General features: G+C 61.2%; 19 protein-coding genes and 2 pseudogenes. 7 read left to right on the top strand and 14 right to left on the bottom strand.

Features of this window, described 5'->3' with window-relative positions:
- Nucleotides 1-77: 77 nt before the first annotated feature.
- From glyQ to GSQ77_RS22235, 3 genes are all read right to left on the bottom strand, one after another.
- Entirely contained in the window at nt 78-1,010 is a 933-nt protein-coding gene (gene glyQ, locus GSQ77_RS22245; protein ID WP_158904908.1) for a glycine--tRNA ligase subunit alpha, read from the bottom strand.
- Nucleotides 1,011-1,062: 52 nt separating this feature from the next.
- Nucleotides 1,063-2,820, bottom strand: coding sequence for an apolipoprotein N-acyltransferase (gene lnt, locus GSQ77_RS22240; RefSeq protein ID WP_158904907.1), 1,758 nt, complete (start codon nt 2,818-2,820; stop codon nt 1,063-1,065).
- 92 nt (nt 2,821-2,912) lie between these two features.
- Nucleotides 2,913-3,803 (bottom strand): HlyC/CorC family transporter, encoded by an 891-nt coding sequence (locus GSQ77_RS22235; RefSeq protein WP_158904906.1) that lies wholly within the window; start codon nt 3,801-3,803, stop codon nt 2,913-2,915.
- A 161-nt stretch (nt 3,804-3,964) separates the two neighbouring features.
- On the opposite strand from GSQ77_RS22235, the gene GSQ77_RS22230 reads away from it, so the two are divergent.
- Nucleotides 3,965-4,546, top strand: a complete 582-nt coding sequence (locus GSQ77_RS22230; protein WP_158904905.1) for a DUF4337 domain-containing protein — start codon at nt 3,965-3,967, stop codon at nt 4,544-4,546.
- A 2-nt stretch (nt 4,547-4,548) separates the two neighbouring features.
- On the opposite strand, the gene GSQ77_RS22225 is transcribed toward GSQ77_RS22230, so the two are convergent.
- The 6 genes from GSQ77_RS22225 to glpD all read right to left on the bottom strand — a co-directional run bounded on the left by GSQ77_RS22225 (nt 4,549) and on the right by glpD (nt 11,598).
- Nucleotides 4,549-5,205 carry a gamma-glutamylcyclotransferase gene (locus GSQ77_RS22225; protein ID WP_158904904.1) on the bottom strand — a complete coding sequence of 219 codons (657 nt, stop codon included), beginning with the start codon at nt 5,203-5,205 and terminating at the stop codon, nt 4,549-4,551.
- Nucleotides 5,206-5,676 carry an rRNA maturation RNase YbeY gene (gene ybeY / locus GSQ77_RS22220; protein ID WP_158904903.1) on the bottom strand — a complete coding sequence of 157 codons (471 nt, stop codon included), beginning with the start codon at nt 5,674-5,676 and terminating at the stop codon, nt 5,206-5,208.
- 11 nt (nt 5,677-5,687) lie between these two features.
- Nucleotides 5,688-6,737 (bottom strand): PhoH family protein, encoded by a 1,050-nt coding sequence (locus tag GSQ77_RS22215; RefSeq protein WP_158904902.1) that lies wholly within the window; start codon nt 6,735-6,737, stop codon nt 5,688-5,690.
- 37 nt (nt 6,738-6,774) lie between these two features.
- Nucleotides 6,775-8,229, bottom strand: coding sequence for a tRNA (N6-isopentenyl adenosine(37)-C2)-methylthiotransferase MiaB (gene miaB / locus GSQ77_RS22210; RefSeq protein WP_158904901.1), 1,455 nt, complete (start codon nt 8,227-8,229; stop codon nt 6,775-6,777).
- Nucleotides 8,230-8,462: 233 nt separating this feature from the next.
- Nucleotides 8,463-9,968 carry a glycerol kinase GlpK gene (glpK, locus tag GSQ77_RS22205; protein WP_158904900.1) on the bottom strand — a complete coding sequence of 502 codons (1,506 nt, stop codon included), beginning with the start codon at nt 9,966-9,968 and terminating at the stop codon, nt 8,463-8,465.
- A 76-nt stretch (nt 9,969-10,044) separates the two neighbouring features.
- A complete protein-coding gene (gene glpD, locus GSQ77_RS22200) occupies nt 10,045-11,598 on the bottom strand; it encodes a glycerol-3-phosphate dehydrogenase (protein ID WP_158904899.1) in 1,554 nt (517 codons plus the stop codon).
- Between the two features lie 182 nt (nt 11,599-11,780).
- Here glpD and GSQ77_RS22195 point away from each other — a divergent pair, with 182 nt between their 5' ends.
- From GSQ77_RS22195 to GSQ77_RS22185, 3 genes are all read left to right on the top strand, one after another.
- Nucleotides 11,781-13,418 (top strand): gamma-glutamyltransferase family protein, encoded by a 1,638-nt coding sequence (locus GSQ77_RS22195; RefSeq protein ID WP_158904898.1) that lies wholly within the window; start codon nt 11,781-11,783, stop codon nt 13,416-13,418.
- Between the two features lie 463 nt (nt 13,419-13,881).
- Complete coding sequence (locus GSQ77_RS22190; protein WP_158904897.1) at nt 13,882-14,709, top strand: ferritin-like domain-containing protein; 828 nt, start codon at nt 13,882-13,884, stop codon at nt 14,707-14,709.
- 110 nt (nt 14,710-14,819) lie between these two features.
- Nucleotides 14,820-15,305 (top strand): hypothetical protein, encoded by a 486-nt coding sequence (locus GSQ77_RS22185; RefSeq protein ID WP_158904896.1) that lies wholly within the window; start codon nt 14,820-14,822, stop codon nt 15,303-15,305.
- Between the two features lie 143 nt (nt 15,306-15,448).
- Here the strand turns inward: GSQ77_RS22185 and GSQ77_RS22180 are convergent, their stop codons facing one another.
- The 4 genes and pseudogenes from GSQ77_RS22180 to GSQ77_RS22165 all read right to left on the bottom strand — a co-directional run bounded on the left by GSQ77_RS22180 (nt 15,449) and on the right by GSQ77_RS22165 (nt 20,040).
- Nucleotides 15,449-16,876, bottom strand: coding sequence for a DEAD/DEAH box helicase (locus GSQ77_RS22180; protein WP_158904895.1), 1,428 nt, complete (start codon nt 16,874-16,876; stop codon nt 15,449-15,451).
- Nucleotides 16,877-17,140: 264 nt separating this feature from the next.
- A pseudogene (locus GSQ77_RS22175) lies at nt 17,141-17,762 on the bottom strand (hemolysin III family protein).
- Between the two features lie 123 nt (nt 17,763-17,885).
- Nucleotides 17,886-19,199, bottom strand: coding sequence for a cytochrome c (locus tag GSQ77_RS22170; protein WP_158904894.1), 1,314 nt, complete (start codon nt 19,197-19,199; stop codon nt 17,886-17,888).
- Between the two features lie 91 nt (nt 19,200-19,290).
- On the bottom strand, nt 19,291-20,040 hold the full coding sequence (locus GSQ77_RS22165) for a c-type cytochrome (protein ID WP_158904893.1): 750 nt from the start codon (nt 20,038-20,040) through the stop codon (nt 19,291-19,293).
- Nucleotides 20,041-20,665: 625 nt separating this feature from the next.
- Here GSQ77_RS22165 and GSQ77_RS22160 point away from each other — a divergent pair.
- The gene (locus tag GSQ77_RS22160) at nt 20,666-21,661 is read left to right on the top strand and encodes a copper resistance D family protein (RefSeq protein WP_158904892.1); all 996 of its coding nucleotides are present in this window, start codon (nt 20,666-20,668) and stop codon (nt 21,659-21,661) included.
- Nucleotides 21,662-21,710: 49 nt separating this feature from the next.
- Nucleotides 21,711-22,058 (top strand): annotated as a pseudogene (arsC, locus tag GSQ77_RS22155) (arsenate reductase (glutaredoxin)); the annotation flags it as partial.
- Nucleotides 22,059-22,216: 158 nt separating this feature from the next.
- Here the strand turns inward: arsC and GSQ77_RS22150 are convergent.
- Nucleotides 22,217-22,690: a nuclear transport factor 2 family protein gene (locus GSQ77_RS22150; RefSeq protein ID WP_158904890.1), complete on the bottom strand. Its 474-nt coding sequence runs from the start codon at nt 22,688-22,690 to the stop codon at nt 22,217-22,219.
- A gap of 414 nt (nt 22,691-23,104) precedes the next feature.
- Here GSQ77_RS22150 and GSQ77_RS22145 point away from each other — a divergent pair, with 414 nt between their 5' ends.
- The gene (locus GSQ77_RS22145; RefSeq protein ID WP_254067738.1) at nt 23,105-24,631 is read left to right on the top strand and encodes a sensor domain-containing diguanylate cyclase; all 1,527 of its coding nucleotides are present in this window, start codon (nt 23,105-23,107) and stop codon (nt 24,629-24,631) included.
- The last annotated feature ends 1 nt before the right edge of the window (nt 24,632 follow it).

Below are 24,632 nucleotides of genomic sequence, written 5' to 3'. Positions count from 1 at the left end.
GCAGCAACTTATTCAGCCACTCACGCGGTAACTCATGCAGCAACTTATGCAGCCACGCATGCGGTAACTCATGTGACTCATGCAGCAACGCCGGCGGCGTTGCGCTGCGCACGGACCCCACTGCACATCGGGAAGCCGAGTTTTTCACGGGCGTCGTAGTAAGCCTGCGCAACCAGCCGCGACAGCGTGCGGATACGGCCGATATAAGCCGCGCGTTCCGTGACCGAAATGGCGCCGCGAGCGTCGAGCAGGTTGAAGGTATGAGCGGCTTTCAGAATCATCTCGTACGCGGGCAACGCGAGTTGCGCTTCGATCAGGCGCCGGGCTTCGCTCTCGTAGTTGCCGAAAAAGCCGAACAACATCTCGGCATTCGAGTGTTCGAAGTTATACGTGGATTGTTCGACCTCGTTCTGATGGAACACGTCGCCGTAAGTGAGCGTACGGCGCTCGCCGTCTTCTTCCCACTCGGTCCAGATCAGGTCATAGACGTTTTCGACGCGCTGCAAGTACATCGCGAGCCGCTCGATGCCATACGTGATCTCGCCGAGCACCGGTTTGCAATCGAGGCCGCCCACCTGCTGGAAGTAAGTGAACTGGGTGACTTCCATACCGTTGAGCCAGACTTCCCAGCCCAAGCCCCAGGCGCCCAGCGTCGGATTTTCCCAATCGTCCTCGACAAAGCGCACGTCGTTTTGCTGCAAATCGAGCCCTAAGGCCTTGAGCGAGCCCAGATACAGTTCCAGGATGTTTTCCGGCGCGGGTTTGAGCACCACCTGATACTGATAGTAGTGCTGCATGCGGTTCGGATTTTCGCCGTACCGGCCGTCCTTGGGGCGCCGCGACGGTTGCACATAGGCTGCGCGCCACGGCTCGGGGCCGATCGCGCGCAGGAAGGTGGCGGTATGCGACGTACCGGCGCCGACTTCCATATCGTAAGGCTGCAAAAGGGCGCAGCCTTGTGCGTCCCAGTAGGATTGCAGCGTCAGGATGATTTGCTGAAAGGTAAGCATGAGTGCCTTGTTCTGTAACTTGGGCGGCGGTGCAACGCCAAAACCCTGAATTTTAACGGGAATAGCGTGCTTGTGCGACTTTCCGCCGGGTGCGCCATGTGCCCCAGGCCAACAGGACGATGCTGAGCGCGACCACCGGTGTATTGCCAAAGCGGATATAAGGTGTCAACCCGCTGCGTCCCTGCACCGCCACGGACAGTGAACCGGGCGTGAAAACCGGCAAACGCGCGTCGATTTGGCCATTGGGCAGGATCGCCGCGGTCGGTCCGGTGTTGGTCGCGCTGAGCACCGGTCGGCCGGTTTCCAGTGCGCGCATCTGCGCCATCTGCAGCTCCTGCGGCAGCGCAATCGTATTGCCGAAATAACCGAGATTCGTCGCGTTCACCACGATGGTCGCCGGGGTTTGCTGGCCGCGTAGCGTATCGGCAATTTCCTCGCCGAAAATATCCTCGTAGCAAATGTCCAGCGCAAGTGGCTGTCCGCGCACGACAAACTGGGGCTGCACTGGCGCGCCGCGCGAAAAATCGCCTAGCGGAATATTCATCAAGTTGACGAACCAATGGAAACCCAACGGGACGAATTCGCCGAACGGCACGAGATGATGTTTATCGTAATGGTAGATGTGGCCGTCCGATGGCGAGACGCCATACAGACTATTGGTGAAATTGTCGTACGAATCGCCGTTCGGCGTCGCGCCGATCGCGCCGAAAATCAGCGACGTCCCGGTACGGTCGATAAACTCGCGCACAGCGTGGCCCCAATCCTGCGGAATTTGCTGGGTCAGTACGGGCAGCGCCGTTTCTGGCGTGACGATCAGGTCGGCGCTCTGGGCTGTGATCATGTCCTGGTAGAGCTGGATCGCATGACCGATACCGCCATCGGAAAATTTCAGGTCCTGGGGCACGTTGCCCTGCAGCAGCCTCACCGACAGCGGCGCACCACTGGCCTGGGTCCACGTGATATGCGTCAATGCCGGACCGCCCATGAGCAGCACGGTGGCCACTGCGAGCGGCGCGACCGTGCCAGCGACGGATCGGCGTCGCGCTTGGTACAGCGCCTGAGCGAGCAGGGCTCCCGTCAACGCGACCAGCCAGCCTACGCCATACACGCCGACGACGGCCGCGTAGCCCGCGAATGGGCCCTCGACCTGCGGATAACCGGTCGCCAACCAGGGAAAGCCGGTGAACACGGTGCCGCGCAGCCAATTGGCAAGCGCCCAGGCGCTCGCCAGCATGAGGCTCGCGCGCCAAGTGCCGAGCGCCGCGTTGGCGGCCCCGGCCTCCCGCAGGGCCGCAGCACCGGTCGCGGCCGGCTTGCCCACTGCGGGCGATGCGGCGTGGGTGGCGGCCGGGGTGGCTACATGAGTGGCCGCATAGTGGGTTGCGGCGTAGCCTGTCGCGGCTGAGCCCTTGGCGCCAATACGCGCGCTGTGCCACCACAAGGCGCCGGCCAGCGCCGAATATAGTGCCATACCGAACGCCAACAGCGCCGCGGCGGTGCGCGCCAATAGCGGCGACATGCCGCCGAAGTCGTGCATGCTGACGTAGACCCACCACACGCCCGTGACGAAATTACCGAAACCGAAACAGCCGGCCAGCAGCGCGGCGCTGCGAGCATTGGTGCTGCGACCGAGCAGTAACGCCAATAGGGCGATGAGCGGCAACTCCAGCCAACCGCCATGCGGCGTCGGTGCGAATGCCAGTGTGTTGCACATGCCCAGTGCGAGCGCCAGCGGATACATGATGCGCGCCATGCGGTACGCGCGGGGTGGGGCCGATACGTTGACTGGGCGCGCGGAGGAATTGGCCATCTGGGTTGAGGGGGAACTCGATAAGTAATGAGGCTAAATACGGCGGCTAAATACGGCGAATCTGGGGGCGAGGCGTCGCCTGCCCCGCTAGCCTAACGTTCGGCTGTTTGCGCGGCCGCCTGATTCTGGTGAGCGTCGCGGCGCACCAGCAGCACGTGAATCTGACGTGCGTCGCCGCGCAAAATCTCGAATACAAGATCGTCGATGCGGACTTTTTCACCACGATGCGGGACGCGGCCGAAACGGTGCGTAATCAGTCCGCCTATCGTGTCGACTTCGTCGTCGCTGTAGTGCGTGCCGAAGACTTCGTTGAACTGCTCGATCTCGGTGAGCGCACGCACGCGATGGCGTCCATCGGCCGACGCAAGGATATTGCCTTCCTCCTCGTCGAAGTCGTATTCATCCTCGATATCGCCGACTATCTGCTCAAGGACATCCTCGATCGTGATCAGGCCCGCGACACCGCCGTATTCGTCCACCACGATGGCGATGTGATTACGGTTCACGCGGAAATCGTGCAGCAGCACGTTCAATCGTTTAGATTCCGGAATAAACACGACCGGTCGCAGCATGCCGCGTACGTCAAATTCGTCTTGCGCGTAGAACCGCAGCAGGTCCTTGGCCAGCAGAATACCGATCACGTTATCGCGGTTGCTTTCGAACACGGGATAACGCGAGTGGGCCTTCTCCAGCACGTAGGGAATGAATTCTTCGGGGCTCTCGGCGATATTGATCGCATCCATTTGGGCGCGAGGAATCATGATGTCGCGCGCGCAAAGTTCGGCGACCTGGAATACGCCCTCGATCATCGACAGCGAATCGGCGTCGATCAGGTTGCGCTCGTGCGCATCCTGCAAAATTTCGAGCAACTCACCGCGGGTTTCGGGTTCCGGCGAAATGAGATCGGTCAGGCGCTCCAGCAACGAGCGCGGTTTGTCGTGAGATTTGATAGCGGTCTTTCGACTGGGATATGGGTCGTTCATGTTGGTGCGCCCGCCAAAACCGGCGCGAAATTACAGAGCGCTTAGGATACACCAAGACCAAAATACTTTCGGTGACAGCGCCCACAGACCCGCTCGATCAGCGTTCTCCATGCAAAAAATGGCGCAGGCACGCTATCATCCGGCATTCAAAAGGGAGAGTTATGTCAGACGAATTTGAGGTTCATGGCCCGCACGATCATGCACTCGAGCACGCGGGCGGACATGGTCGCAGCGATTCGTTCGCGAGCCGGGTGGCGGTCACGGCTGCGGTGTTGGCGACGGTCGGCGCGATTTTTTCCTACCAGAGCGGCAATACCGAAAACCAGGCCTTGATCTTCAAAAACGAGGCGGCGATCCGTAAAACCGACGCGGCAAATCAGTGGGCGTACTACCAGGCCAAGGGTCAGAAGCAGAATCTGGCCGAACTCGGCGCGGCGCTTTCGACGAGCGATCCTGCGAGCGCGGCCCGGTTTACCGCGGAAGCCGTACGCTACAAACAGGAAAAAGAGCCGATTCGTGTCAAGGCCGAGGGGCTCGAGCAGCAGGTGGTCGAGGCCGACAAGCAAAGCGAGGAGCAGGTGCATCAGCATCATCGCTGGGCGCAGGCCACCACCCTGATTCAAGTGGCGATCGCTTTGTCGGCGATCACCTTGCTCGCGCGCAGCCGCTGGCTGTTCGTGGGGGCGCTCGGGATGGCGTTGGCTGGCGTGGCCACCGCGGTGCTGGCGGCCATGCATATCTGATCTCAACCGCAGCGCTTGAGCAAACTCTCCAGCGCGAGATCCACGATGCCGTGCTCGCGCAAGGCGTGGACGGTGCGCGCGACGTAGTCGTGGGTGGTGCCGTAACGTCCGCTGGCGCGCTCGAACACAGTCCGCAAGACCGCGTCCGGGAGTCGGCCTGCATACGTGGGAATACCGCGCCGCATCACGAAACTCAACGCCTGTATGCGTCGGCCGTCGGCGAGCGTGCAATGCAGCCAACTGGGCTGGTATGAACCCATCGGCATTTCCCGCAACCAAAGGGTGCGTAACGCTTCGTCGAGCTGCGTCGGATCGATCCGAAAGACCAGCCCGTTGCACGAGCCGCCGCGATCGAGCGCCAGCACCAATCCCGGCGTTTGCGGCGTGCCGCGATTCACCCGCGACCATAGGTAAAGGCCGCGATGATAGCCCTGCACCCGCGCACGCGCAGTTTCCAGCGTGGGCAAATCGGGCCGCCAAATCAGCGAACCGTAGGCGAATATCCAGAACTCATCGCCTGCCGCGCGCATCGCCAACGTCTTTTTCAGCGACAGCTCAAGCTCCGCATCGCTTAAGTAGCGCGCTTCACCCAGCGCAGGCGGATAGGCGATCAACAGACCGCCGTCGCCAGGCACTTCGGGTTTCGATTCAAGCGTCATTTACAGATACGGGTTGGGAAATCCAAGTCGGTCCAGCAATTCGATTTCGATCGCTTCCATTTCCTGCGCGTCGTCTTCGTCTTCGTGATCATAGCCCTGGGCGTGTAAAACGCCATGCACGATCAAGTGAGCATAGTGGGCCGCCAGCGGTTTGTTCTGCTCGCCCGCCTCCTGCTCCACCACGGGGCAGCACAGCACGATATCGCCCGAGACCGGATCGGTTTCGTCCTGCGCATAAGCGAAGGTCAGCACGTTCGTCGCGTAGTCGCGGTGACGATAAGTGCGGTTCAGCGAGCGGCCTTCTTCCGTGTCGACAAAGCGCAGCGTGAGCTCGGCATCCGCGAACAAGGTCGCCTTGACCCAGCGCAGCAACGCGGCGCGCGGTAACAGCGCACGGTGCTCGGGGTAATCGCGGGTGGCGAACTGCACGCTCAGTTTCAGCTGCGGCGTGGCAGGCTTCGGTGTGCTCATGGTCGCGTCTGTTAGCGGCTGCCGGGGTCGCGCCGGCTACTGTGCGCATCGTAGGCATCGACGATACGTGCCACCAAGGGATGACGTACCACGTCCGCGCTGCTAAAGCGGGTGACCGCGATGCCGCGCACGTCGGCCAGGACTTCTTGCGCGTCGATCAAGCCGCTCTTGTTGCCGCGCGGCAGATCGACCTGGGTCGTGTCGCCGGTGACCACCGCTTTCGAGCCGAAGCCAATGCGTGTCAGGAACATCTTCATTTGTTCGGGCGTAGTGTTTTGTGCCTCGTCCAGAATGACGAAGGCATGATTCAAGGTTCGTCCACGCATGTAGGCGAGCGGTGCCACTTCGATCATTTGCCGCTCGAACATCTTTACCGTCTTGTCGAAGCCGAGCAACTCGTAGAGCGCGTCGTACAACGGCCGCAGATACGGATCGATCTTTTGCGCCAGATCGCCGGGCAGGAAACCGAGCCGCTCGCCAGCTTCGACCGCGGGTCGGGTCAGCACGATGCGTTTGACCTGGTCACGCTCCAGCGCATCGACGGCGCAGGCCACGGCCAGGTAGGTTTTACCGGTGCCGGCCGGCCCGATACCGAAGGTGATGTCGTGCGCCAGGATATCTTTGATGTATTCGCGCTGGGTCGGCGTGCGTCCGCGCAGATTGCTTTTGCGCGTGTAGAGCTCGGGCGCGTTTTCATCTTCATCGGGGTCGGCACTGCCAAAGCCTAACTCGTCGTCGTCGCGCAAAGCGACGCGCGTCACCCCTTCGCCCGCTACAACCGACAGGTGGGCGCCGCTTGCGCGACGCGCCTCGACCAGTCCGAGCTGGATATCGTCGACTGACAGCGGCGTGCGAGCCCGTTTATAGAATTTCTCGAGCGCCGCGATGGCCACCACCGCACCCTTGCCCTTCGCCAAGATCTTGTAGTTGCGCCGTGTCAGCGTAACGTCGAGCGCTTGTTCGATTTGCCGCAGATTCTCGTCGAGCGGCCCGCACAGATTTGAAAGCCGGGCGTTGTCGTGCTGGGCAGCGTTGAATTCAAGTTTGGGCGAACTTTTCAAGGGGCGGGTTCCGTGGCTCGGCGGGTAGAGGATCGGATTAAAGGGGGTGGGCTTGCCGGGGCGGGATCTGCTGCAACGGCGACGGGTTTGACGCTGAAGTGCCCGCTATGCCCGATATCGGCATAGTCGACAGCACCGCCAACTCGGATTCGGCCATCACCAACTCGCCACGCAGCGAATGCGGATAGGCATGGTTCACCCGCACGTCGATCATCTGGCCGGTAAGCCGTGCATGCGCACGCAGGGGCGCGGCGAAATTGACGACGCGATTGTTATCGGTACGCCCACACAGCTCGGACGGGTCTTTACGCGAAGGGCCTTCCACCAGCACGCGCTGGACGCTGCCTATCATTGCAACGCTGATACGCTGGGCATTCGCGTCGATGGTCGATTGCAGCAATTGCAAGCGCGCCAGTTTGACCTCGCGCGGCGTTTCATCGGGCAGGTTGGCGGCCGGCGTGCCGGGACGCGGACTGTAGATGAACGAGAAGCTCGCGTCGTAGCTCATCTCTTCGACGAGCGCCATCAGCTTGGCAAAATCGTCTTCCGTTTCGCCCGGGAAGCCGACGATAAAATCGGTCGACAGCGACAGATCGGGGCGAATCGCACGCAGGCGCCGCACGATCGATTTGTACTCGAGGATCGAGTAACCGCGTTTCATCGCCATCAGGACGCGATCCGAGCCGTGTTGCACCGGCAGGTGCAAATGGCTGACCAGCTTGGGGATGCGCGCGTAGGCGTCGATCAGGCGCTGGGTGAATTCTTTCGGATGCGAGGTGGTATAGCGGATCCGTTCGATGCCGGGGATCTCCGCGACATACTCGATCAGCGTCGCGAAATCGGCCGGCTCGGCGCTATCGGCCACGAGACCGCGGTAGGCGTTCACGTTCTGGCCCAGCAGCGTCACTTCACGCACGCCTTGGTCGGCCAGGCCGGCAACTTCGGTCAGCACATCGTCGAGCGGGCGCGAAACCTCGTCGCCGCGTGTGTAGGGCACCACGCAATAGCTGCAGTACTTGCTGCAGCCTTCCATGATGGACACGAACGCGCTGGGGCCGTCGACTTTGGCCGGCGGAAGATGATCGAATTTCTCGATTTCCGGAAACGAGATGTCGACCTGCGAAACACCGCTTGCGCGGCGTGCATCCATCATCGCGGGCAAGCGATGGAGCGTTTGCGGGCCGAATACCAGGTCGACATACGGCGCACGCGCAACGATGGCGGCGCCTTCCTGGCTGGCCACGCAACCGCCCACGCCGATGATCAGGTTCGGGTTGGCCTCTTTTAGCGCCTTCACGCGGCCCAGATCGGAGAACACTTTCTCTTGGGCTTTTTCGCGTACCGAACAGGTATTGAACAGAATCACGTCCGCATCTTCGGGCGTGTCGGTTTTGATGAGACCTTCTGCTGCGCCAAGCACGTCGACCATTTTGTCGGAATCGTACTCGTTCATCTGGCAGCCAAACGTTTTGACGTAGACTTTCTTGACCATGGGTTCGCCGTTCACAGTGGTTGACCTGGGGGCGGTGAAACGGCGCCGGGCGGCGCTGCTTCAGTGCATTCTTACCGTGCTGCGGATGCTGCGTAGGCTCATCTGCGAATGCTTACATAGAAAATTCGCGGCAGATTCGCATAAAATTCGCAGCAATCCGGCACGGTAACCCGTCGGGATAATCCTCCGGGGGAATCCATAATTATACCGGCATGTGGCGCGAGCTGCGGCAGTTAGCCGAGCGGGTCGTCGGCCCAGGCTTTGGCCGCTTTTACTGCACGCCGCCAGCCGCGCAATTGCCGCTCGACCGTGCCGGCATCGAGACTGGGCTCGAAGCGATGTTCGATTCGCCACTGTTGCTGGATTTGCGGGATGCCGGACCAATAGCCGACCGCCAGCCCAGCCAGGTAGGCGGCTCCGAGTGCGGTCGTTTCGGTCACGCGCGGTCGAATCACGCTTAAGCCCAGCAAATCGGCCTGGGCTTGCATCAACAGGGCGTTGGCGGTGGCGCCGCCATCGACCCGCAATTCCCCGATATGCAGGCTCGCATCGGTCTGCATCGCCTGCAGCACGTCGATCGACTGATACGCGATGCTATCGAGCGCGGCGCGTGCGAGGTGCGCGGCGCTGGTGCCACGGGTCACACCGAACAAGGTGCCGCGGGCGCGCGCGTTCCAATGCGGCGCGCCGAGTCCGGCAAAGGCCGGCACCAGGAAAACGCCGTCGCTATCGGGCACACTGCGCGCCAGCGCTTCGACTTCGCCCGCGTGCTTGATGATGCCCAGCCCATCGCGTAGCCATTGGACCACCGCGCCCGCGATGAAAATACTGCCTTCTAGCGCGTAATTCACTTCCCCGCCGATCTGCCAGGCGATCGTGGTGATCAAATTCTGGCTCGATTCGATCGGTTTGGTCCCCGTGTTCATGACGAGGAAGCAGCCGGTGCCGTACGTGTTCTTGACCATGCCGGGCTGCGTGCACATTTGCCCGAAGAGCGCCGCATGCTGGTCGCCGGCAATGCCCGCGAGCGGCACGGGCGTTGGGAAAACCGAGGTGTCGGTGTGGCCATAAAGCTCCGAAGAACTGCGCACTTGCGGCAGCATGCTGGGCTCGATTTCGAAGAGTTCGAGCAGTTCTTCATCCCATTGCAGCGTATGGATGTTGAAGAGCATCGTGCGTGCCGCGTTGGTCACATCGGTCACATGGAGCGCGCCACGTGTGAAGTTCCATACGAGCCAGCTGTCTACGGTACCGAACGCGAGTTGGCCCTGTCGGGCGCGTTCGCGTGCGCCCGGCACATGGTCAAGAATCCAACGGATTTTGGTGGCGGAGAAGTACGAGTCGATCGGCAGCCCGGTCTTGGCGCGCACCATCTCGGCGCAACCGCGTTCGCGCAAGGCGTCGCAATAATCGTGGGTGCGGCGGTCTTGCCAGACGATTGCGTTGTAGACCGGTTTGCCGGTGGCGCGGTCCCATACGACGGTGGTTTCGCGTTGATTGGTGATGCCGATTGCCGCGAGCGCATCGCTGCGCACGCCCGCGCGCGTGAGGGCTTCGGTGGCGACCCCTGCTTGTGTCGACCAGATTTCATTGGGATCGTGTTCGACCCAGCCCGGCTGCGGGTAAATCTGATGGAATTCCTTTTGCGCGGTCGAGACGATCGCACCTGCTGAATCGAACAACAACGCGCGCGAACTGGTGGTGCCTTGGTCCAGCGCCAGGATGTAGGTTTGCGGCATGCGGCGTCTCCGTTCTAAGCGAACTTTTATGTACCGCCGCCGTGGCGTGCTTTGCGGTGCCTGCTGCAACGGTAAATCAGGGCGCGGTCGTTTCCAAGTATGCCGCCGTTGCCGTCGTAATTGGGGAATTGCGCTGCAGCCATTGCGTTAGGCGGCTGACAGCCTCGGCATCGGCATGCAGGCCGAGTTTGGTGCGTCGCCACAGGATATCGTCGGCCGTGCGGGCCCATTCCTCGGCGATCAGCATGCGCGCCTCGACTTCATGAAGCCCAGGGGTCAGCTCGTCGCCCAGCGCCGCGACACTGTCGAGTTGTCCCAGCATGAGCAGGGCGCGGCTGCCATACACGCGTGCGTAGCGCTGCGCCAGCGGCGCCGGTAGCCAAGGGTAGCGGCCTCGCAACGCGACCTCGAACGCAGCGAAATTGCCTGCGGGTAGATCGCCGCCGGGCAGCGGTGCGCCGGCGGTCCAATCGGGCGCAGAGATGCCCAGCGGCGGCGCCAGCTTGTCGAGCGCTTCCTCGGCCAGCACGCGGAAGGTGGTTATTTTGCCGCCGAACACCGACAGCAGTGGCGCCCCCGGCTCGGTCAGATCGAGGTCGAGGCGATAGTCGCGCGTGACCGCCGAGGGGTCATTCGCGTGCTCGTCTTCGAGCAGCGGGCGCACGCCGGCAAAATGCCAGACTACGTCGCTCGGCGCGATTTGCCGGACAAAATAGTGATTGACCGCACCGCATAGATACTCGATCTCCGCGGCGGAAATGTCGACCTGCGCGGGATCGTCGGTAAATTCGACATCGGTCGTGCCGATCAGCGTGAATTCCTTTTCGTAGGGAATGGCGAATACGATGCGCTGATCCGGGTTCTGAAAAATATAGGCGTAGTCGTGATCGAACAGACGGCGCGTCACGATGTGACTGCCTTTGACTAGCCGTACTTGATGACGCGCCGGTTGGCCCAGCGCGCCCTGCAGCAGAGTGCCGGTCCAGGGGCCCGCGGCATTGACGAGTGCGCGCGCTGTGACGGTGCGAGGTGGCGTGCGCGCATCGCGCGGCGTCAGTTCGACTTGCCAGCCCGCGCTGGTGCGCTGCGCGCCGCTCACGCGGGTGCGGGTCAGGATGGTCGCGCCGCGCGACTGCGCGTCGAGCGCGTTGAGCACGACCAGGCGTGCATCGTCGACCCAGCCGTCCGAGTAGATAAAACCGCGCTTGAGCGATTCGACCAAGGGGGTGCCCGCCACGTGGGCACGTAGATTGACGCTGCGCGACCCGGGCAGCGTTTCGCGGCGGCTCAGGTGATCATAAAGGAACAAGCCCAGCCGTATCATCCAGGCCGGACGCAGGTTCGGCATGTGGGGCATCACGAAGCGCAGCGGCCAGATAATGTGCGGTGCGAGTTTTAGCAAAACCTCGCGCTCCTTGAGCGCTTTGCGCACCAGCCCGAACTCGCGGTGTTCGAGGTAGCGCAGGCCGCCATGAATCAGCTTGGTACTGCGCGACGACGTATGCGAGGCGAGATCGTCCTGTTCGCACAGCAGTACCCGCAGGCCGCGCCCTGCGGCGTCGCGCGCAATACCGGCGCCGTTGACGCCGCCGCCTACCACCAATACGTCGTAATCGTGCTGTTGGACCACCTGACTGACTCCTGGGGTTGGATTGATTATGGCGCGAGCGTCAATGTACGCGAGATTGGTTCACGCGCGCGACGACTAGAGGAAATCCTCGATTGATTAATTAAATAAATTTGTGTTTGCCGGAAAATCGCGTTGGAATAGAGGGTTAGCAGTTCCATACGACCCTCTCCAAGAGCATAGCGATGACACGATTCGATTGGCAAAACCCCTATCCGACCATGCGCACGCCGGTATTTGCGCGCAACATCGTCTCGACTTCCCACCCATTGGCGGCACAGGCCGGCTTGCGGATGATGTGGCAGGGCGGCAATGCGGTCGACGCCGCGATCGCTGCGGCGGCGGTGCTCACGCTGGTCGAGCCGGTGTCGTGCGGACTCGGCGGTGACGCGTTCGCGCTGGTGTGGGCCGGCGGCAAGTTGCATGGTCTGAATTCATCCGGCGTGGCGCCACAAGCGTGGAACGTCGACTACTTCAAACAAAAATACGGCGAAACGAAAGGCATCGCAAACCACCCGGTGCGGGGGTGGGATGCGGCGACCGTGCCGGGCGTGGTCGCCGGCTGGGAAGCGCTGCACGGCAAATTCGGCAAGCTGCCGTTTGCCGATCTGCTGGCACCGGCCATCGAAATTGCCGAACGCGGCCACGTGGTGGCGAATATCGTCGCGCGCAAGTGGGCTGCCGCGATCCCCGAATTGCACGCCATGCCCGGCTACGCCCAGACCTTCATGCCGCGCGGACGCGCGCCTGAAACCGGCGAAAAAATCGTCTACCCGGGCCACGCGAAAACGTTGCGCAGACTGGCTGAAAAAGGCGCGCGCGATTTTTACGAGGGCGAAACCGCCGAGCGTATTGCCGCGTTCAGCCGCGAATGCGGCGGCTCGATGACCACGTCCGATCTGCGTAACTACAAGGCCGACTGGGTCGAGCCGATCGGCAAATCATATCGCGGCCACACGGTCCACGAAATTCCGCCGAATGGCCAGGGCATCGCGGCTTTGATCGCGCTCGGTATCCTGGAGAAATTCGACGTGGCGTCGCTGCCGGTCGACGGCATCGAGTCGCAGCATCTGCAAATCGAAGCGATGAAGTTGGCGTTTGCCGACGTCTACCGTTACGTGGCCGATCCGCGTTCGATGGAAGTCACCCCTGAGCAGATGTTGGACGATGCCTATTTGAGCTCGCGCGCCAAGTTGATCGACCGCACGCGCGCGACACAATTCGATTTCGGTATGCCGCAAGCGGGCGGTACGATTTACCTGTCCGCGAGCGACGACAGCGGCATGATGGTCAGCTTTATCCAGTCGAACTATATGGGCTTCGGCTCCGGCATTGTGGTGCCGGACACAGGCGTCTCAATGCAGAACCGTGGTTTCGGTTTTTCGATGGATCCGAAATCGCCCAATGTGGTCGCGGGCGGCAAGCGGCCGTTCCACACGATTATCCCGGCCTTCCTGACCAAGGAGGTCGATGGCGTGCAGCAAGCCGTGATGAGCTTCGGCGTGATGGGCGGCGACATGCAGCCGCAAGGCCATTTGCAGACCATCGTGCGCATGCTCGATTACGGCCAGCAACCGCAAGCCGCGTGCGATGCGCCGCGTTGGAAGGTCAACGTCGACTTTTCCGTGGCAGTCGAACCGACGCTCGATCCGGGCGTGACGCAGGCACTGCAGGCGCGTGGCCATGTGCTCGAAACGATCAAGGATTCGTATATGGATTTCGGTTCGGGCCAGTTCATCTGGAAGCTCGACGAAAGCGATCCGGACCGTGGTTATGTGGCCGCCAGCGATAGCCGTCGCGACGGCTTGGCAGCCGGCTTCTAAACTCGGTTTCTAAACTAGATTTCTGAATTCCATTTCAGAATTCAACGGCTCGACCCCATTGCCCGGTTTGATTGCCGGGTTTCATTGATGGCCACGCTGGCGCGCTCCTCCTCGGCGCGTTGACCGCGGGACTCGAGGCACAAAGCCCATTCACGTTCATTCGTGAATGGGCTTTTTTGTTGCCGCGCGCCGTCGCCGGTGTTCTGCGGCGAGGTGTGCGGTGCCAGCCTCTGGCAAACGGCTTGTTTGCGGGCCAGAAGGAACCGAACAATCGCAGCCCGGTCTATCATGTTGTAGCGAGGTTCGGGCAATGCCCGATAGTAATGGGTCTCATTTTAAGATAGCGGCGCGGTCGTCCAGCTCCGCCGTCTTATTAAAACTGCCAAGGCAGCAGGGAGGGTCGCTCGGTTTTCCCGCTGCTGCATCTGGCGAAATGGATTTGAATGAATGGATGGCGAACCACATGGCTAGCAACGACACGAACCAATTGCCCTGGCGATTCGAGGATATCGATTTCAATCTGATTGACCGGGCTCAGATTGCCGATCGCGAAGATCTCTATTTTTTGTTATGCGCGTCGTCGTTTATCGAAAGCGGCTCCGATCTTTACACGCGTAATCTTGCAGAGTATTTCGCCGAAAACGAGGAAGTCACGCACTGGCTCAATACTCACTGGGAAGTCGAAGAAATGCAGCATGGCCGGGCGCTGCGGGCGTACATCCATGCCGTATGGCCGCAATTCGACTGGGACCGGGCGTTTGGCCACTTCTTCGCGGAATATTCGCAAAGCTGTACAGTCGACGAATTCGAAAAGACGCGCGCACTCGAAATGGCTGCCCGCTGCGTCGTGGAGACGGGTACTGCAACGCTATATCGGGCCATTCACGACTGTACCGATGAGCCGGTGTTAAAGGCACTCACAGAGCATATCCGTACCGATGAAGTGCGGCACTACAAGCATTTTTTCAAATTCTTCAAGCTCTATAACGACGTCGAGGGTAACGGGCGGTTGGCGGTGCTCGGCGCGCTGGTGAGGCGTCTGATCGAAATCAAGAACGACGACGCCGAGATTGCCTTGCGTCACGTCTATCGCGAGATTTACCCCGACGCGCTTGAGGATAAGGCGCGGCTGCGTGATATTAGCGCGCGGGTCCAGCGTATGGTGCGACGTAATCTGTCGGCCGACATGTGCATCAAGATGCTGCTCAAACCGCTCGAGCTGCCGCCGCGGATCCAGCCCGGGTTTCAGTACCCGCTCACCAAGCTGACGCAACACGTGCTGTTTCGTTAGTCAGCTCAGGCATACTGCTGGTCGCGTCCCTCGGTCAACCAGCCGTCGGGCGCTGCTTTCCTTTACATCTGCATTACATCCACTGCATTACACCCGCAGAATGACATTCGATGACCGACACGCACAATTCCACGCTGTTTAAAGACCGCTCGCCGTTGCTTCCCGACGCGATTTACGCGCTGTTCAATGCGGCTTGCCTTGAGACGCCTGACGGAAATGCCTTTTCGCTAGTGACCGTCGACGAGGAAGGTCGGCCCCATACGTCCTTGTTGAGCGCTGGTGAATTATGGGCGCCCGACGCAAGCAGCATGCGCATTGCATTGTGGCCATCTGCGCGAGCTGTGGCGCATCTCGCTCGTTCGCATCGTGCGGCGTTGAGCGGTGTCTGTGCAGACACCTTCTTCCAGATACAACTGGACCACGTCGACGTGCTGGGAACGGCGCAAGGGCTGCAGTGTTTTACTGCGAAAGTGGAATATGTTGAAACGCAACGGGTGGCGTACGCTAGATTGCAAAACGGCATCGTCTTCGTGCTTGAAGGCGATGCCGTGCTGGTACGTTGGCGTGCACAACTAGCGGCACTTAAATCGCTTTAGCGATAGCGCCGACGCAGTTGCAGACTTGAGCGCCAGGGTGGGTTACGAGGCAGATGAGGATCGCAGCCTTAACGACTGCGACCGGCTACAACATTACCGGCTGCGACCGGCCACAACATTAGCGCCCGCGATAGTCCGCAGCCTCAGCGGCCGCGGCCGCCAGAGCGGCGTGCCGCACCGTTGGCGCCGACGCCGGCCGGGCCGCCTGAGCTTGGCCGCGGTCCGCGGTTGGGTTCGCGGCCGGGTTGGGCCGCTGCACCTGCGGGGGCCGGTGCACGTCGGCCCCCGCCACTGCCTTGGCCGCCGCCAGCGGAACGGCTGGCGCCGCCGCCGGAACGATTGCCGTCGCGCGATTGTTGGCCTCGTCCACCGCCACCACCGGTGTGACCCGGCGAGCGCAGCTGTATCGGTTGCGCCCTTGCATGCGGATCCGGTTCGAAACCGACCACGATCTCTTTAGGCAGCGCTCGCTTGATCAGCTTTTCGATGTCGCGCAGCAACTCATGCTCGTCCACGCACACCAGCGATACCGCATCGCCTGTCGAACCGGCGCGACCGGTGCGGCCGATCCGGTGGACATAATCTTCGGCCACATTGGGCAGATCGTAGTTGACCACGTGCGGCAGTTGGTCGATATCGATGCCACGCGCGGCAATATCGGTGGCAACCAGCACCTGCAGCGTCGCGTCCTTGAATTCCGCAAGCGCGCGCGTGCGGGCAGCCTGGCTCTTGTTGCCGTGGATCGCCAGCGAGGGAATGCCGTCCTTGCTCAATTGCTCGGCTAGCCGGTTCGCGCCGTGCTTGGTACGTGTGAAGACCAGCACCTGGAACCAGTTGAATTCCTTGATCAAGTGCGTCAACAACTCGCGCTTCTTGTCGCGGTCGACCGGATGCACTTTCTGCGATACGGTTTCGGCCGTAGTGTTGCGGCGCGCCACTTCGATCATGGCCGGCGCATTGAGCAGGCCATCGGCGAGATCCTTGATTTCCTGCGAGAACGTAGCCGAGAACAGCAGGTTCTGACGCTTGGCCGGCAGCTTGGCCAGAATTTTCTTGATGTCGCGGATAAAGCCCATGTCGAGCATGCGGTCCGCTTCGTCCAACACCAAAATGCTGACCTGCGACAGGTCGATGGTGCCTTGCTGCATGTGATCGAGCAGGCGCCCTGGCGTAGCCACTACCAGGTCCACGCCGTGCCGTAATTGACTGATTTGCGGGTTGATGCCGACACCGCCGAACATCACCATCGATTTGAGCGGCAAGTGCTGGCCGTACTGGCGCACACTTTCTTCAACCTGCGCGGCGAGTTCGCGAGTGGGCGTGAGAATCAGCGCGCGAATCGCGATCGCACCTTTGGCGTTGCGTACTTGAGGGCCGCTCGACAGGCGATGCAGGATGGGTAAGGTGAAACCGGCTGTCTTGCCGGTGCCGGTTTGTGCGCCGGCGAGCAAATCGCCACCGGCCAATACGGCGGGAATGGCTTGACGTTGGATAGGCGTCGGCGTGGTATAGCCCAGATCGGCCACCGCCCGCAACAGGGGTTCGGCAAGGCCAAGGTCGTTAAATGACATGAATTCTCTTATTAAGTAGTAGCTGCCCGTCGCCGCGAGGGCGCCAGTCATGAGCAGATGGGAGGTGCCTAAGTGGCGTGGGGCCGCTGACTGAAGGCGGACCATGATGAAGACAAACCGTGACAGGAATGAATGCGGGCCGTGGCGTGTTATTCACGCCGCACGCCGTCCACACCCTGCCTGTGCCTATGCTTAGCGCAGCACGCCAAATCAGTACGCCAAATGGCAACTGCGCGATGTAACCGTTGCGGCGCTCGCGTAAGGTCAAGCGACGTACCGCACGATGCTCACAAACTGGCACAAGCTTCCTGCGAGGACAAACAGATGCCAGATGCCGTGCCCATGGCGTATCCGTTCGTCGTTGATAAAAAAAAAAATAAATCCCTGCGCTGTACACCAGCCCGCCCGCAAGCAACCAGGCGGTGCCAGCCGGCGGCAAGGCTGCCAGCAATGGGCGGGCAGCGATCAATGCCAGCCATCCCATCAATACATATAGCACCATCGAGACCGCTCGGGTGCGCCGCCCTAGTGTCAATTCCTGGACGATGCCGAAGAGCGCCAAGCCCCAGATGATCCCGAACAGCGACCAACCCCAAGGGCCGTGCAGTGTAACTAGAGCGAACGGTGTGTAACTTCCGGCGATCAGTAGATAAATCGCCGCATAGTCGCACTTCTGGAGGATGGCCTTGGTGCGGCCCCGGGTGAGATGGTATAGCGTCGAGATACTGTATAACACAACCAGCATCGCCCCGTACAGACTGAAGCTGACGATCTTCCAGGCATCGTGCTCGTGCGACGCGAGCAGCACCAGCGTGACCAGTGCCGCGACAGACAGCAGCGCGCCGATCAGATGGGTTGCACTGTTTAAGCGTTCGCCAGCAAACAAGAGGGTGGGCCCCGGAACAAAAAACGTCGCTACAAAATGCAGACGGCGCCAGCGTGATACACGCGCGGCGCCGTCCGACTCTAAATCAACTTCAAAGAACGCGAATCCGATTAAAGATCGTGCTCAATCCATCGGGGTCGAGCGCAGCTCGCTGACTTGCTGCGGCGAGACGGCGCTCGCGTTATTACCCCACGAGTGGCGGACATACGTGACGACTGCAGCGACTTCGCGATCCGACAACGCTTGCGCGAACGGCGGCATGCCGACCGGGCTCGGGTTGCCGCCCGTGGACGGCGGGTAACCGCCGTTGAGCACGATGCGGATCGCATTGAACGAATTATCCATCACAATCGACTTGTTCTGCGCCAGCGGCGGGTAGTTCGGCGGCGTGCCCGCACCGTTTGCCTGGTGGCAGGTTGCACATTGCGCCACATAAACGTGTTCGCCTTCGCGCAGCAATTGCTTGCCGAATTCATCCGAGACTTCAAGTTGCAGATGGCTCGGAGCCGGATCTTTTTGCGGAAGCGCCTTCAGGTACACCGCCATCGCGCGGACGTCGTCGTCGGACAGGTATTGCAGGCTTTCATGCACCACCGACGACATCGGACCGTACACTGCGCCCTTGCTCGACACGCCCTTCTTCATGAAATCGGCCAGATCTTGCACCGACCAGTCACCGATGCCGAGTTCCTTGTCGGAAGTCAGCGAAGGCGCATACCAGTTCTGCAACGGGATCAGTCCGCCGGCAAACGCCGAACCGTTGATCGGGCCGCCCAATGGGTTGATGCTGGTGTGGCACATGGCGCAGTGACCGAGGCCTTCAACCAGATAAGCACCGCGGTTCCACTCGACCGACTTGGTGTTGTCCGGCTGATATTCGCCCTTGCGCAGGAACATGATCTGCCAGCCCATCAGCGACATGCGGATATTGAACGGGAACGGCATCGCGTTCTCGGTATTCGGCCGATGGATAGGCGGAATCGACTGGAGGTACGCAAAGATGGCATCGGTATCGGCGCGCGTCACCTTGGTATAGCTGGTGTACGGGAAGGCGGGGTACAGGAAGCTGCCGTCCTTCGCGTGGCCGGTATGCATCGCTGTATAGAAATCGTCGGAGGTCCAGGTGCCCAGGCCGGTTTCTTTATCCGGCGTCAGGTTCGGCGAATAGAGCGTGCCGAACGGCGTGGGCAGCGCGTAACCGCCGGCGTAAGGCTGACCGCCTCGCACCGTGTGACAGGCGATACAGTCGCCCGCGTGCGCGAGGTATTCACCGCGCTTGATCAAATCGGCGGGGCTGACGGCGGTGGGACTTGCCGCTTCGGTTGCCGCGACCGCCACGCCGCCCATCGACGGATTCGAGGACCAGAATACGGGCACCATGGCTGCTGCCGCGACGATGACGGCTGCCGACACGGCGAACAGGGTTTTGCGTTGCATCAATTTCTCCTTGACCGACTTAGGGCCGCTGACTTGGGGCCACCGCGTGAGTCCTGGGCCATGTGTTGGGCCATTTCAGGACTCGCGTCGCTTACTGTTGCTCGCTACCGCAGGCGAGGGGCATTTTCAGCGAGCCGGCCGGGGCGGGTGCTGCGTTTTGCGCCGGCGCTTGCGAAGATAGCCAACTGGCCACTGCGTTCACGTCTGCGTCTGACAATTTGGTGGCGATCATGTGCATGCAATCAGGCTCGGCGGACTGACGGTTGCCGGCGCGCCAGGCACCCAGTTGCGCGCTGATGTACGCGCTATGCAAGCCGAGCAAACCCGGAACGGCCGGTTGCATGCCGTTGAGCGAAGCGCCGTGGCAGGCCGCGCAAGCCGGCACACCGCGTGCCGCGTCGCCATGCAGCACGATGTCCTGGCCGCGGGCAAGCACTGCGCTCGAAGCCGTGGACTTTTCGCCTGCGGACGCCGGAATGCGCAGAGACGCATAGTAGTTGGCGATCTGATGAAGAAAATCGTCGCTCATGTAGGTGGTCAGGTAGTTCATCGGCGGATACGTGCGATGACCTTCGCGGAAACTGAGCAGCTGATTGTATAAATAACCTGCGGGCTTGCCAGCCAGCCGCGGGAAGTAATCGCTGCTGGTCCCTTCGCCCTGCGCGCCATGGCATGCAGCACACGCCTGAACGTGAGCAGCCATGTTATCCGGAGTTTTCACATCCGTTTGTGCTTGCGAGGATTGCACGGCACCGAAAAATGCCGCGCCGCTGACCAAAATGGCCAGCAAGGGCCTGAAACTGCGTCTGTGAATGCGTTGGTTAAACACGCGTGACTCCATCGAAAACGGAAACCCTGTCAAATACACCGGAAACCGGGGCAGGTGCAAACAAGCGCAGACTACACTGCAACCTTGAATTTTATCATCGTCTTGTGATGATATCCATTTAAGCCGCAATACAAATCGTCTGAAAAGCCCGTCAACGCGGGCAAAGGCGCATGCCATGCCAGCCTGCTGGCGTTATACATCGCTTTAATATCTGCGTCGCGCTTTTTTTATCTGCATCGCGTGGCTTTTTTAACGCCATCTAAACGCAATCTGCAGTCTGACACCTACTGCGGCATTATGTCGCATAACCGGAAGCGCCGCGAACCGTGTTCTCTTTGAGTGTGCGCTCAGGTGGCGATCGGGCAGCCTGATTCGGTAGCAAGACTCTGTAGAGTGACATGGTAGCGTCATTCGCTGAAGGGGCGTGCCAGACCCCAGCGCCTTTCCCGCACCTTACCCTCCCGGGTTGCGCACCCTACAATACGAATCCTGACAGGCCAATACCGCTTGTGCGCATCCTTACCGGGGCCCGAGGCCATTAAATCCCTATGCCAGTCTTTCAGCCAGCCGCTCGTCCGGTTTCCCCCCAAGCGCGCCATCGCGCGCCGTCAACCGCATCTCAAAGCGGGCCGTGCTGATGGACTCGTACACTAACGCACTACTGGCTTTGTCGATTTTTCTCAAGGGCGGACTCGACCTGGCCTACGCCCTATTGGTCGGCACGCTGTTGGCGAGCAGTGCGTTGGATGATACTGACCGCGCCCAGCAGTTTGCACGTGTCGCGGTGCGCCGGGTGGCCGAGACCGCCGCCGTATTCCTGCTATTGGGCGAAATCCTGCTGCTGTACCTGCAGACTGCGTTGATGACCGGCCTAGGCTTGGGCCAGGTGCCCGAGCAACTGGGGTTAGTGCTGAGCGAAACGCATTTCGGCCTGGCCTGGGCGATAGGCTTCGTGGCCACTGCCGGCTTCGGCTGCGCCCTGCTGGCAGCGCGTGTGCAAGGGGTGCGGCGAGGGCGGCAGGGTCTGCAGTCGGGCTCCGTCGGCTGGGTCATGGCGAGCTTATGCGCGGGCGTACTGGCCTGGGCCAAGGCCGCGACCAGTCACGCAGCCGACGGCGGCGACTTGTCGCTGAGCGAATGGGTGCACTGGGTACATTTGTGCGCAACGGCTGCGTGGACCGGCCTTGTCATCGTGTCGGCGCTGTGCGTGCTGCCGACGTTCCGGCAACACGCGCGGCTGCAGGCGCGGCAGGCGTATCTGCGTGGACTGTCCAATAGTGCCTCGGCCGCGCTGCTGCTGGTACTCGCCAGTGGAACGTTCAATGCCTGGCGCGGCCTGGGCGCCCGCACCGATGCGCTTTGGGGCGGTCTTACCCAGACCACGTGGGGGCACATCCTCGAATTCAAACTGGCGCTCATCGTCTTGGCGATCGCTTGCGGCGCGCTCAACCGCTTCGTGTACTTGCCCAGATTCAACCGCGAAGATGCTGCAGTCACGTTGCCATGGGAGCGCGAGGATCGCTATGCCGCGTTGTATCAGAGGGTATCGCGTATTATTTCCATCGAGGCGCTGCTGATGGTCGCCGTGCTGGTCAGCGCGGCGTGGCTGAGCCAAAGCGCGCCGGTCGGCTAAGACGGATCGCGCGAGCCGCACGTCCCAACTACCTGTACCGAGAGCCATCATGAACGTCACGATCTATCACAACCCCGGATGCGGAACGTCGCGCAACACACTCGCCGCGATTCGCGCGGCCGGCATCGAACCGCAAATCGTCGAATATTTGAAGACGCCGCCCGATCGAGCCGTGCTGGCCGATTTGATCGCTCGCGCCGGCCTGAGCGTGCGCGAGGCGATGCGCGACAAGGGCGATTTGTATGTCGAATTGGGGCTGGCTGACACGACGTTGAGCGATGCGCAACTGCTTGATGCGATGGAGGCTCATCCAGAGCTGATGAACCGGCCGTTTGTGGTGACACCGCGCGGTGTACGTTTATGTCGTCCGGCCGAACGGCTGAACGAGATTCTGCCGTAAGGAGCTTAGGCGCGCGGGACGGCCGCGTGAGCGTCCCACGTGGCCGTCCCGCATGGACGTCCCCAATGGGCGTCCCAAACGGGCGTCCTACATGTGGCGTACCCCATGCGGCGTCCTGCGGGAGTGTGCACGCCGGCGCCCCTGTGCACCGGCAGCTACGAATGCGACGCACGATAGGCGTCCAGACCTTTCCTCGCCTGGCGCCCGATCGCCACTTGCATGAACGGTGTCCAGCCCAGCAAATACCCCTTCAGACCCAGCGCCTGGGCCGCCCATTTCCACAGGCTGAAACTGTCGCGATGTTCGACGATGAGGCCGTCACGAAATACAAAGCGGGCCTCGATGCTATTCACCACCGTGCGTCCAGTCTGGCTAAAGGTGTAACGGGCGGTCCAATGCGCGCGCCCGGTTGTTTCATCAGCGGTGACGCCGTCGAACGTGAGCGAAAAATCCTGTGCACGCCGCACCAGCATGCGCCACATGTCCGTCGCCTGCGGGCCGTGCAAGGTACCGAATACGGGATCGCTGAACTGCACGTCTTCGCCGTAGCAGGACGCCATGACCTGCGGGTCCAAGCGCTGAAAACCCGTATAGAAGCGAGTAATCAATTCAGAATTGGCGTGGGGCATGCGCAAAGGGCTCCGGGAAAGTTGACTATATCGTTAGTACTCGTCGGTAGTACTATCCCACAGCGTCGGGTGGTTTCAGCCCTCAGCCGGGTAATTGCCGCGCAGTTGCGACAGCGCGTCCGAAGAATCGCGGTTTTGGCTGAAGCGAAGCGGTACTGATCGAAACAGAGCCAATCGGTAATTCTAAATACCGGCCGTCAATATGGGACCATTATTTTCGTGCCGCGCTGAGTGGAAAGACCCGAAAGCCCCGAAAGACCCCAAAAAAACCTCCAGGCGTTGTACGCACTGTCGCTTTAACGCCCTGAGCGCGTCGCGCTCAAGTAGAATCGACGGATGTAACGCCCTGTTCCACGTCGGATAAACATCATCGACATCCCTCAAAAAATCAAACCCGATCGGGCGGTTGCTTCGGTGCCGACGGCGACGTTCGCCGTCGTGTTCGTCGCACTGGTTTGCCTTTCTCTGATGACGATGGACTTGTGGCGAGCCTGGAGCGAACGCGACGAGGCTTTGCGTGCGTCAGTCGTATCCAGTTCGAATATGGCCCAGGCGCTTGCGCACCACGCGGACGACTCGTTTAAAGAAGTCGACACGGTGCTGTTCGAACTGGTCGAGCGCATTGAGAGCGATGGCACCCGGCCGGCCGCGCTGCAGCGCGTGCGCGGTTTGCTCACGCAGATCCCGGCCGAATTGCCTCAGATCCAGAGCGTCGATGTCTACGACGAAGATGGTCGGATGCTCGTGAGCTCCATGAGTGCCCAGAATGCGGACGTCAACAATTCGGACCGCGAATACTTCCAATACCATCGGGCTCACGTTGACCACCAAGTGCATATCGGTCTGCCGGTACAGAGTCGGCGTACGGGGAAATGGGTTATCCCGCTGAGCCGGCGCTTCGACCACGCCGATGGCAGTTTCGCCGGGGTGGTGTCGGCGGCGTTCGACATCGACTATTTCAGCCGTTTTTACAAACGTTTCGATATCGGCAGGCAGGGCGCGATCGCGCTCGCGTTCAATTCCGGCATCATGGTCTTGCGTTACCCAACGCTGGCCGGCTCGATCGGCAAAGATGTGACGGCTGCCGCGACTTTTCGTGACTACGCCAAGCAGTTCGCGGGTTCGGTCACTCTGGTCTCGGAGTTGGACGGGGTGACGCGACTCAACAGCTTCCAGCATCTGGAGCGCTATCCCTTGTTCGTCAATGTCGCGCTGGGCCGCGACGAAGTACTGGACGGCTGGTGGTCGGGCGCGATCGTGCATGTCTGCGGGGCGATTTCGCTGGTGCTTGCGCTGGCGTTGGTGGGGTGGCGTCTCATTGCACAAATCAAACTGCGCGCCGGTGCCGAGCTGCAACTGGTTCAGGCACATGGTGCGATGGAGGCGCTTAATCAGTCGCTGGAACAACTCGCGATGCAGGATAGCTTGACCGGACTCGCCAATCGGCGACGCTTCGATCTTGCGCTTGCGAGTGAGCACCGCCGTGCCGTGTCCCACGAAAGCGCGCTGGCGCTCATCATGATCGATATCGACTATTTCAAACAGTACAACGATATCTATGGTCACTTGGCGGGTGACGAGTGCTTGCGCGTCATCGCGAAGGTGATCAAAGAGGCGGGGCAGCGCCGCGCCGGGGATCTTGCCGCGCGCTACGGCGGTGAAGAGATCAGCGTGTTGTTGCCCGACGTGGATACCGAGTCGGCATTGCAGATCGCCGAGAAAATCCGCCGAGGCATTCGGGCGCTCAAGATCACGCACGGCGGTAGCCCTTACGGCATCGTCACCATCAGTGTCGGCATCGACGCAGTGGACGCGCCCTCGCGGACCAGCCAACCGGAGCTACTGATACGCGGCGCGGACCGCGCGCTCTATGCGGCAAAATCGGCTGGGCGCGACCGCAGCCGGATCGCGGGCGAGGCGATGCCGGAACAGGGCGCCTGAC

It is taken from the genome of Burkholderia sp. L27(2015), assembly GCF_009765705.1.
In the GTDB taxonomy this organism is placed as follows: Bacteria; Pseudomonadota; Gammaproteobacteria; order Burkholderiales; family Burkholderiaceae; genus LMUX01.
Note: the sequence above shows the minus strand (reverse complement) of the source record. Positions and strands in the feature narration are given on the sequence as shown.

What these genes read in the sequence shown, in the direction of transcription:
- glyQ (WP_158904908.1), bottom strand. Translation starts at nt 1,010, where the DNA reads ATGCTTACCTTTCAGCAAATCATCCTGACGCTGCAATCCTACTGGGAC.
- lnt (WP_158904907.1), bottom strand. Translation starts at nt 2,820, where the DNA reads ATGGCCAATTCCTCCGCGCGCCCAGTCAACGTATCGGCCCCACCCCGC.
- GSQ77_RS22235 (WP_158904906.1), bottom strand. Translation starts at nt 3,803, where the DNA reads ATGAACGACCCATATCCCAGTCGAAAGACCGCTATCAAATCTCACGAC.
- GSQ77_RS22230 (WP_158904905.1), top strand. Translation starts at nt 3,965, where the DNA reads ATGTCAGACGAATTTGAGGTTCATGGCCCGCACGATCATGCACTCGAG.
- GSQ77_RS22225 (WP_158904904.1), bottom strand. Translation starts at nt 5,205, where the DNA reads ATGACGCTTGAATCGAAACCCGAAGTGCCTGGCGACGGCGGTCTGTTG.
- ybeY (WP_158904903.1), bottom strand. Translation starts at nt 5,676, where the DNA reads ATGAGCACACCGAAGCCTGCCACGCCGCAGCTGAAACTGAGCGTGCAG.
- miaB (WP_158904901.1), bottom strand. Translation starts at nt 8,229, where the DNA reads ATGGTCAAGAAAGTCTACGTCAAAACGTTTGGCTGCCAGATGAACGAG.
- glpK (WP_158904900.1), bottom strand. Translation starts at nt 9,968, where the DNA reads ATGCCGCAAACCTACATCCTGGCGCTGGACCAAGGCACCACCAGTTCG.
- GSQ77_RS22195 (WP_158904898.1), top strand. Translation starts at nt 11,781, where the DNA reads ATGACACGATTCGATTGGCAAAACCCCTATCCGACCATGCGCACGCCG.
- GSQ77_RS22190 (WP_158904897.1), top strand. Translation starts at nt 13,882, where the DNA reads ATGGCTAGCAACGACACGAACCAATTGCCCTGGCGATTCGAGGATATC.
- GSQ77_RS22185 (WP_158904896.1), top strand. Translation starts at nt 14,820, where the DNA reads ATGACCGACACGCACAATTCCACGCTGTTTAAAGACCGCTCGCCGTTG.
- GSQ77_RS22180 (WP_158904895.1), bottom strand. Translation starts at nt 16,876, where the DNA reads ATGTCATTTAACGACCTTGGCCTTGCCGAACCCCTGTTGCGGGCGGTG.
- GSQ77_RS22170 (WP_158904894.1), bottom strand. Translation starts at nt 19,199, where the DNA reads ATGCAACGCAAAACCCTGTTCGCCGTGTCGGCAGCCGTCATCGTCGCG.
- GSQ77_RS22165 (WP_158904893.1), bottom strand. Translation starts at nt 20,040, where the DNA reads ATGGAGTCACGCGTGTTTAACCAACGCATTCACAGACGCAGTTTCAGG.
- GSQ77_RS22160 (WP_158904892.1), top strand. Translation starts at nt 20,666, where the DNA reads ATGGACTCGTACACTAACGCACTACTGGCTTTGTCGATTTTTCTCAAG.
- GSQ77_RS22150 (WP_158904890.1), bottom strand. Translation starts at nt 22,690, where the DNA reads ATGCCCCACGCCAATTCTGAATTGATTACTCGCTTCTATACGGGTTTT.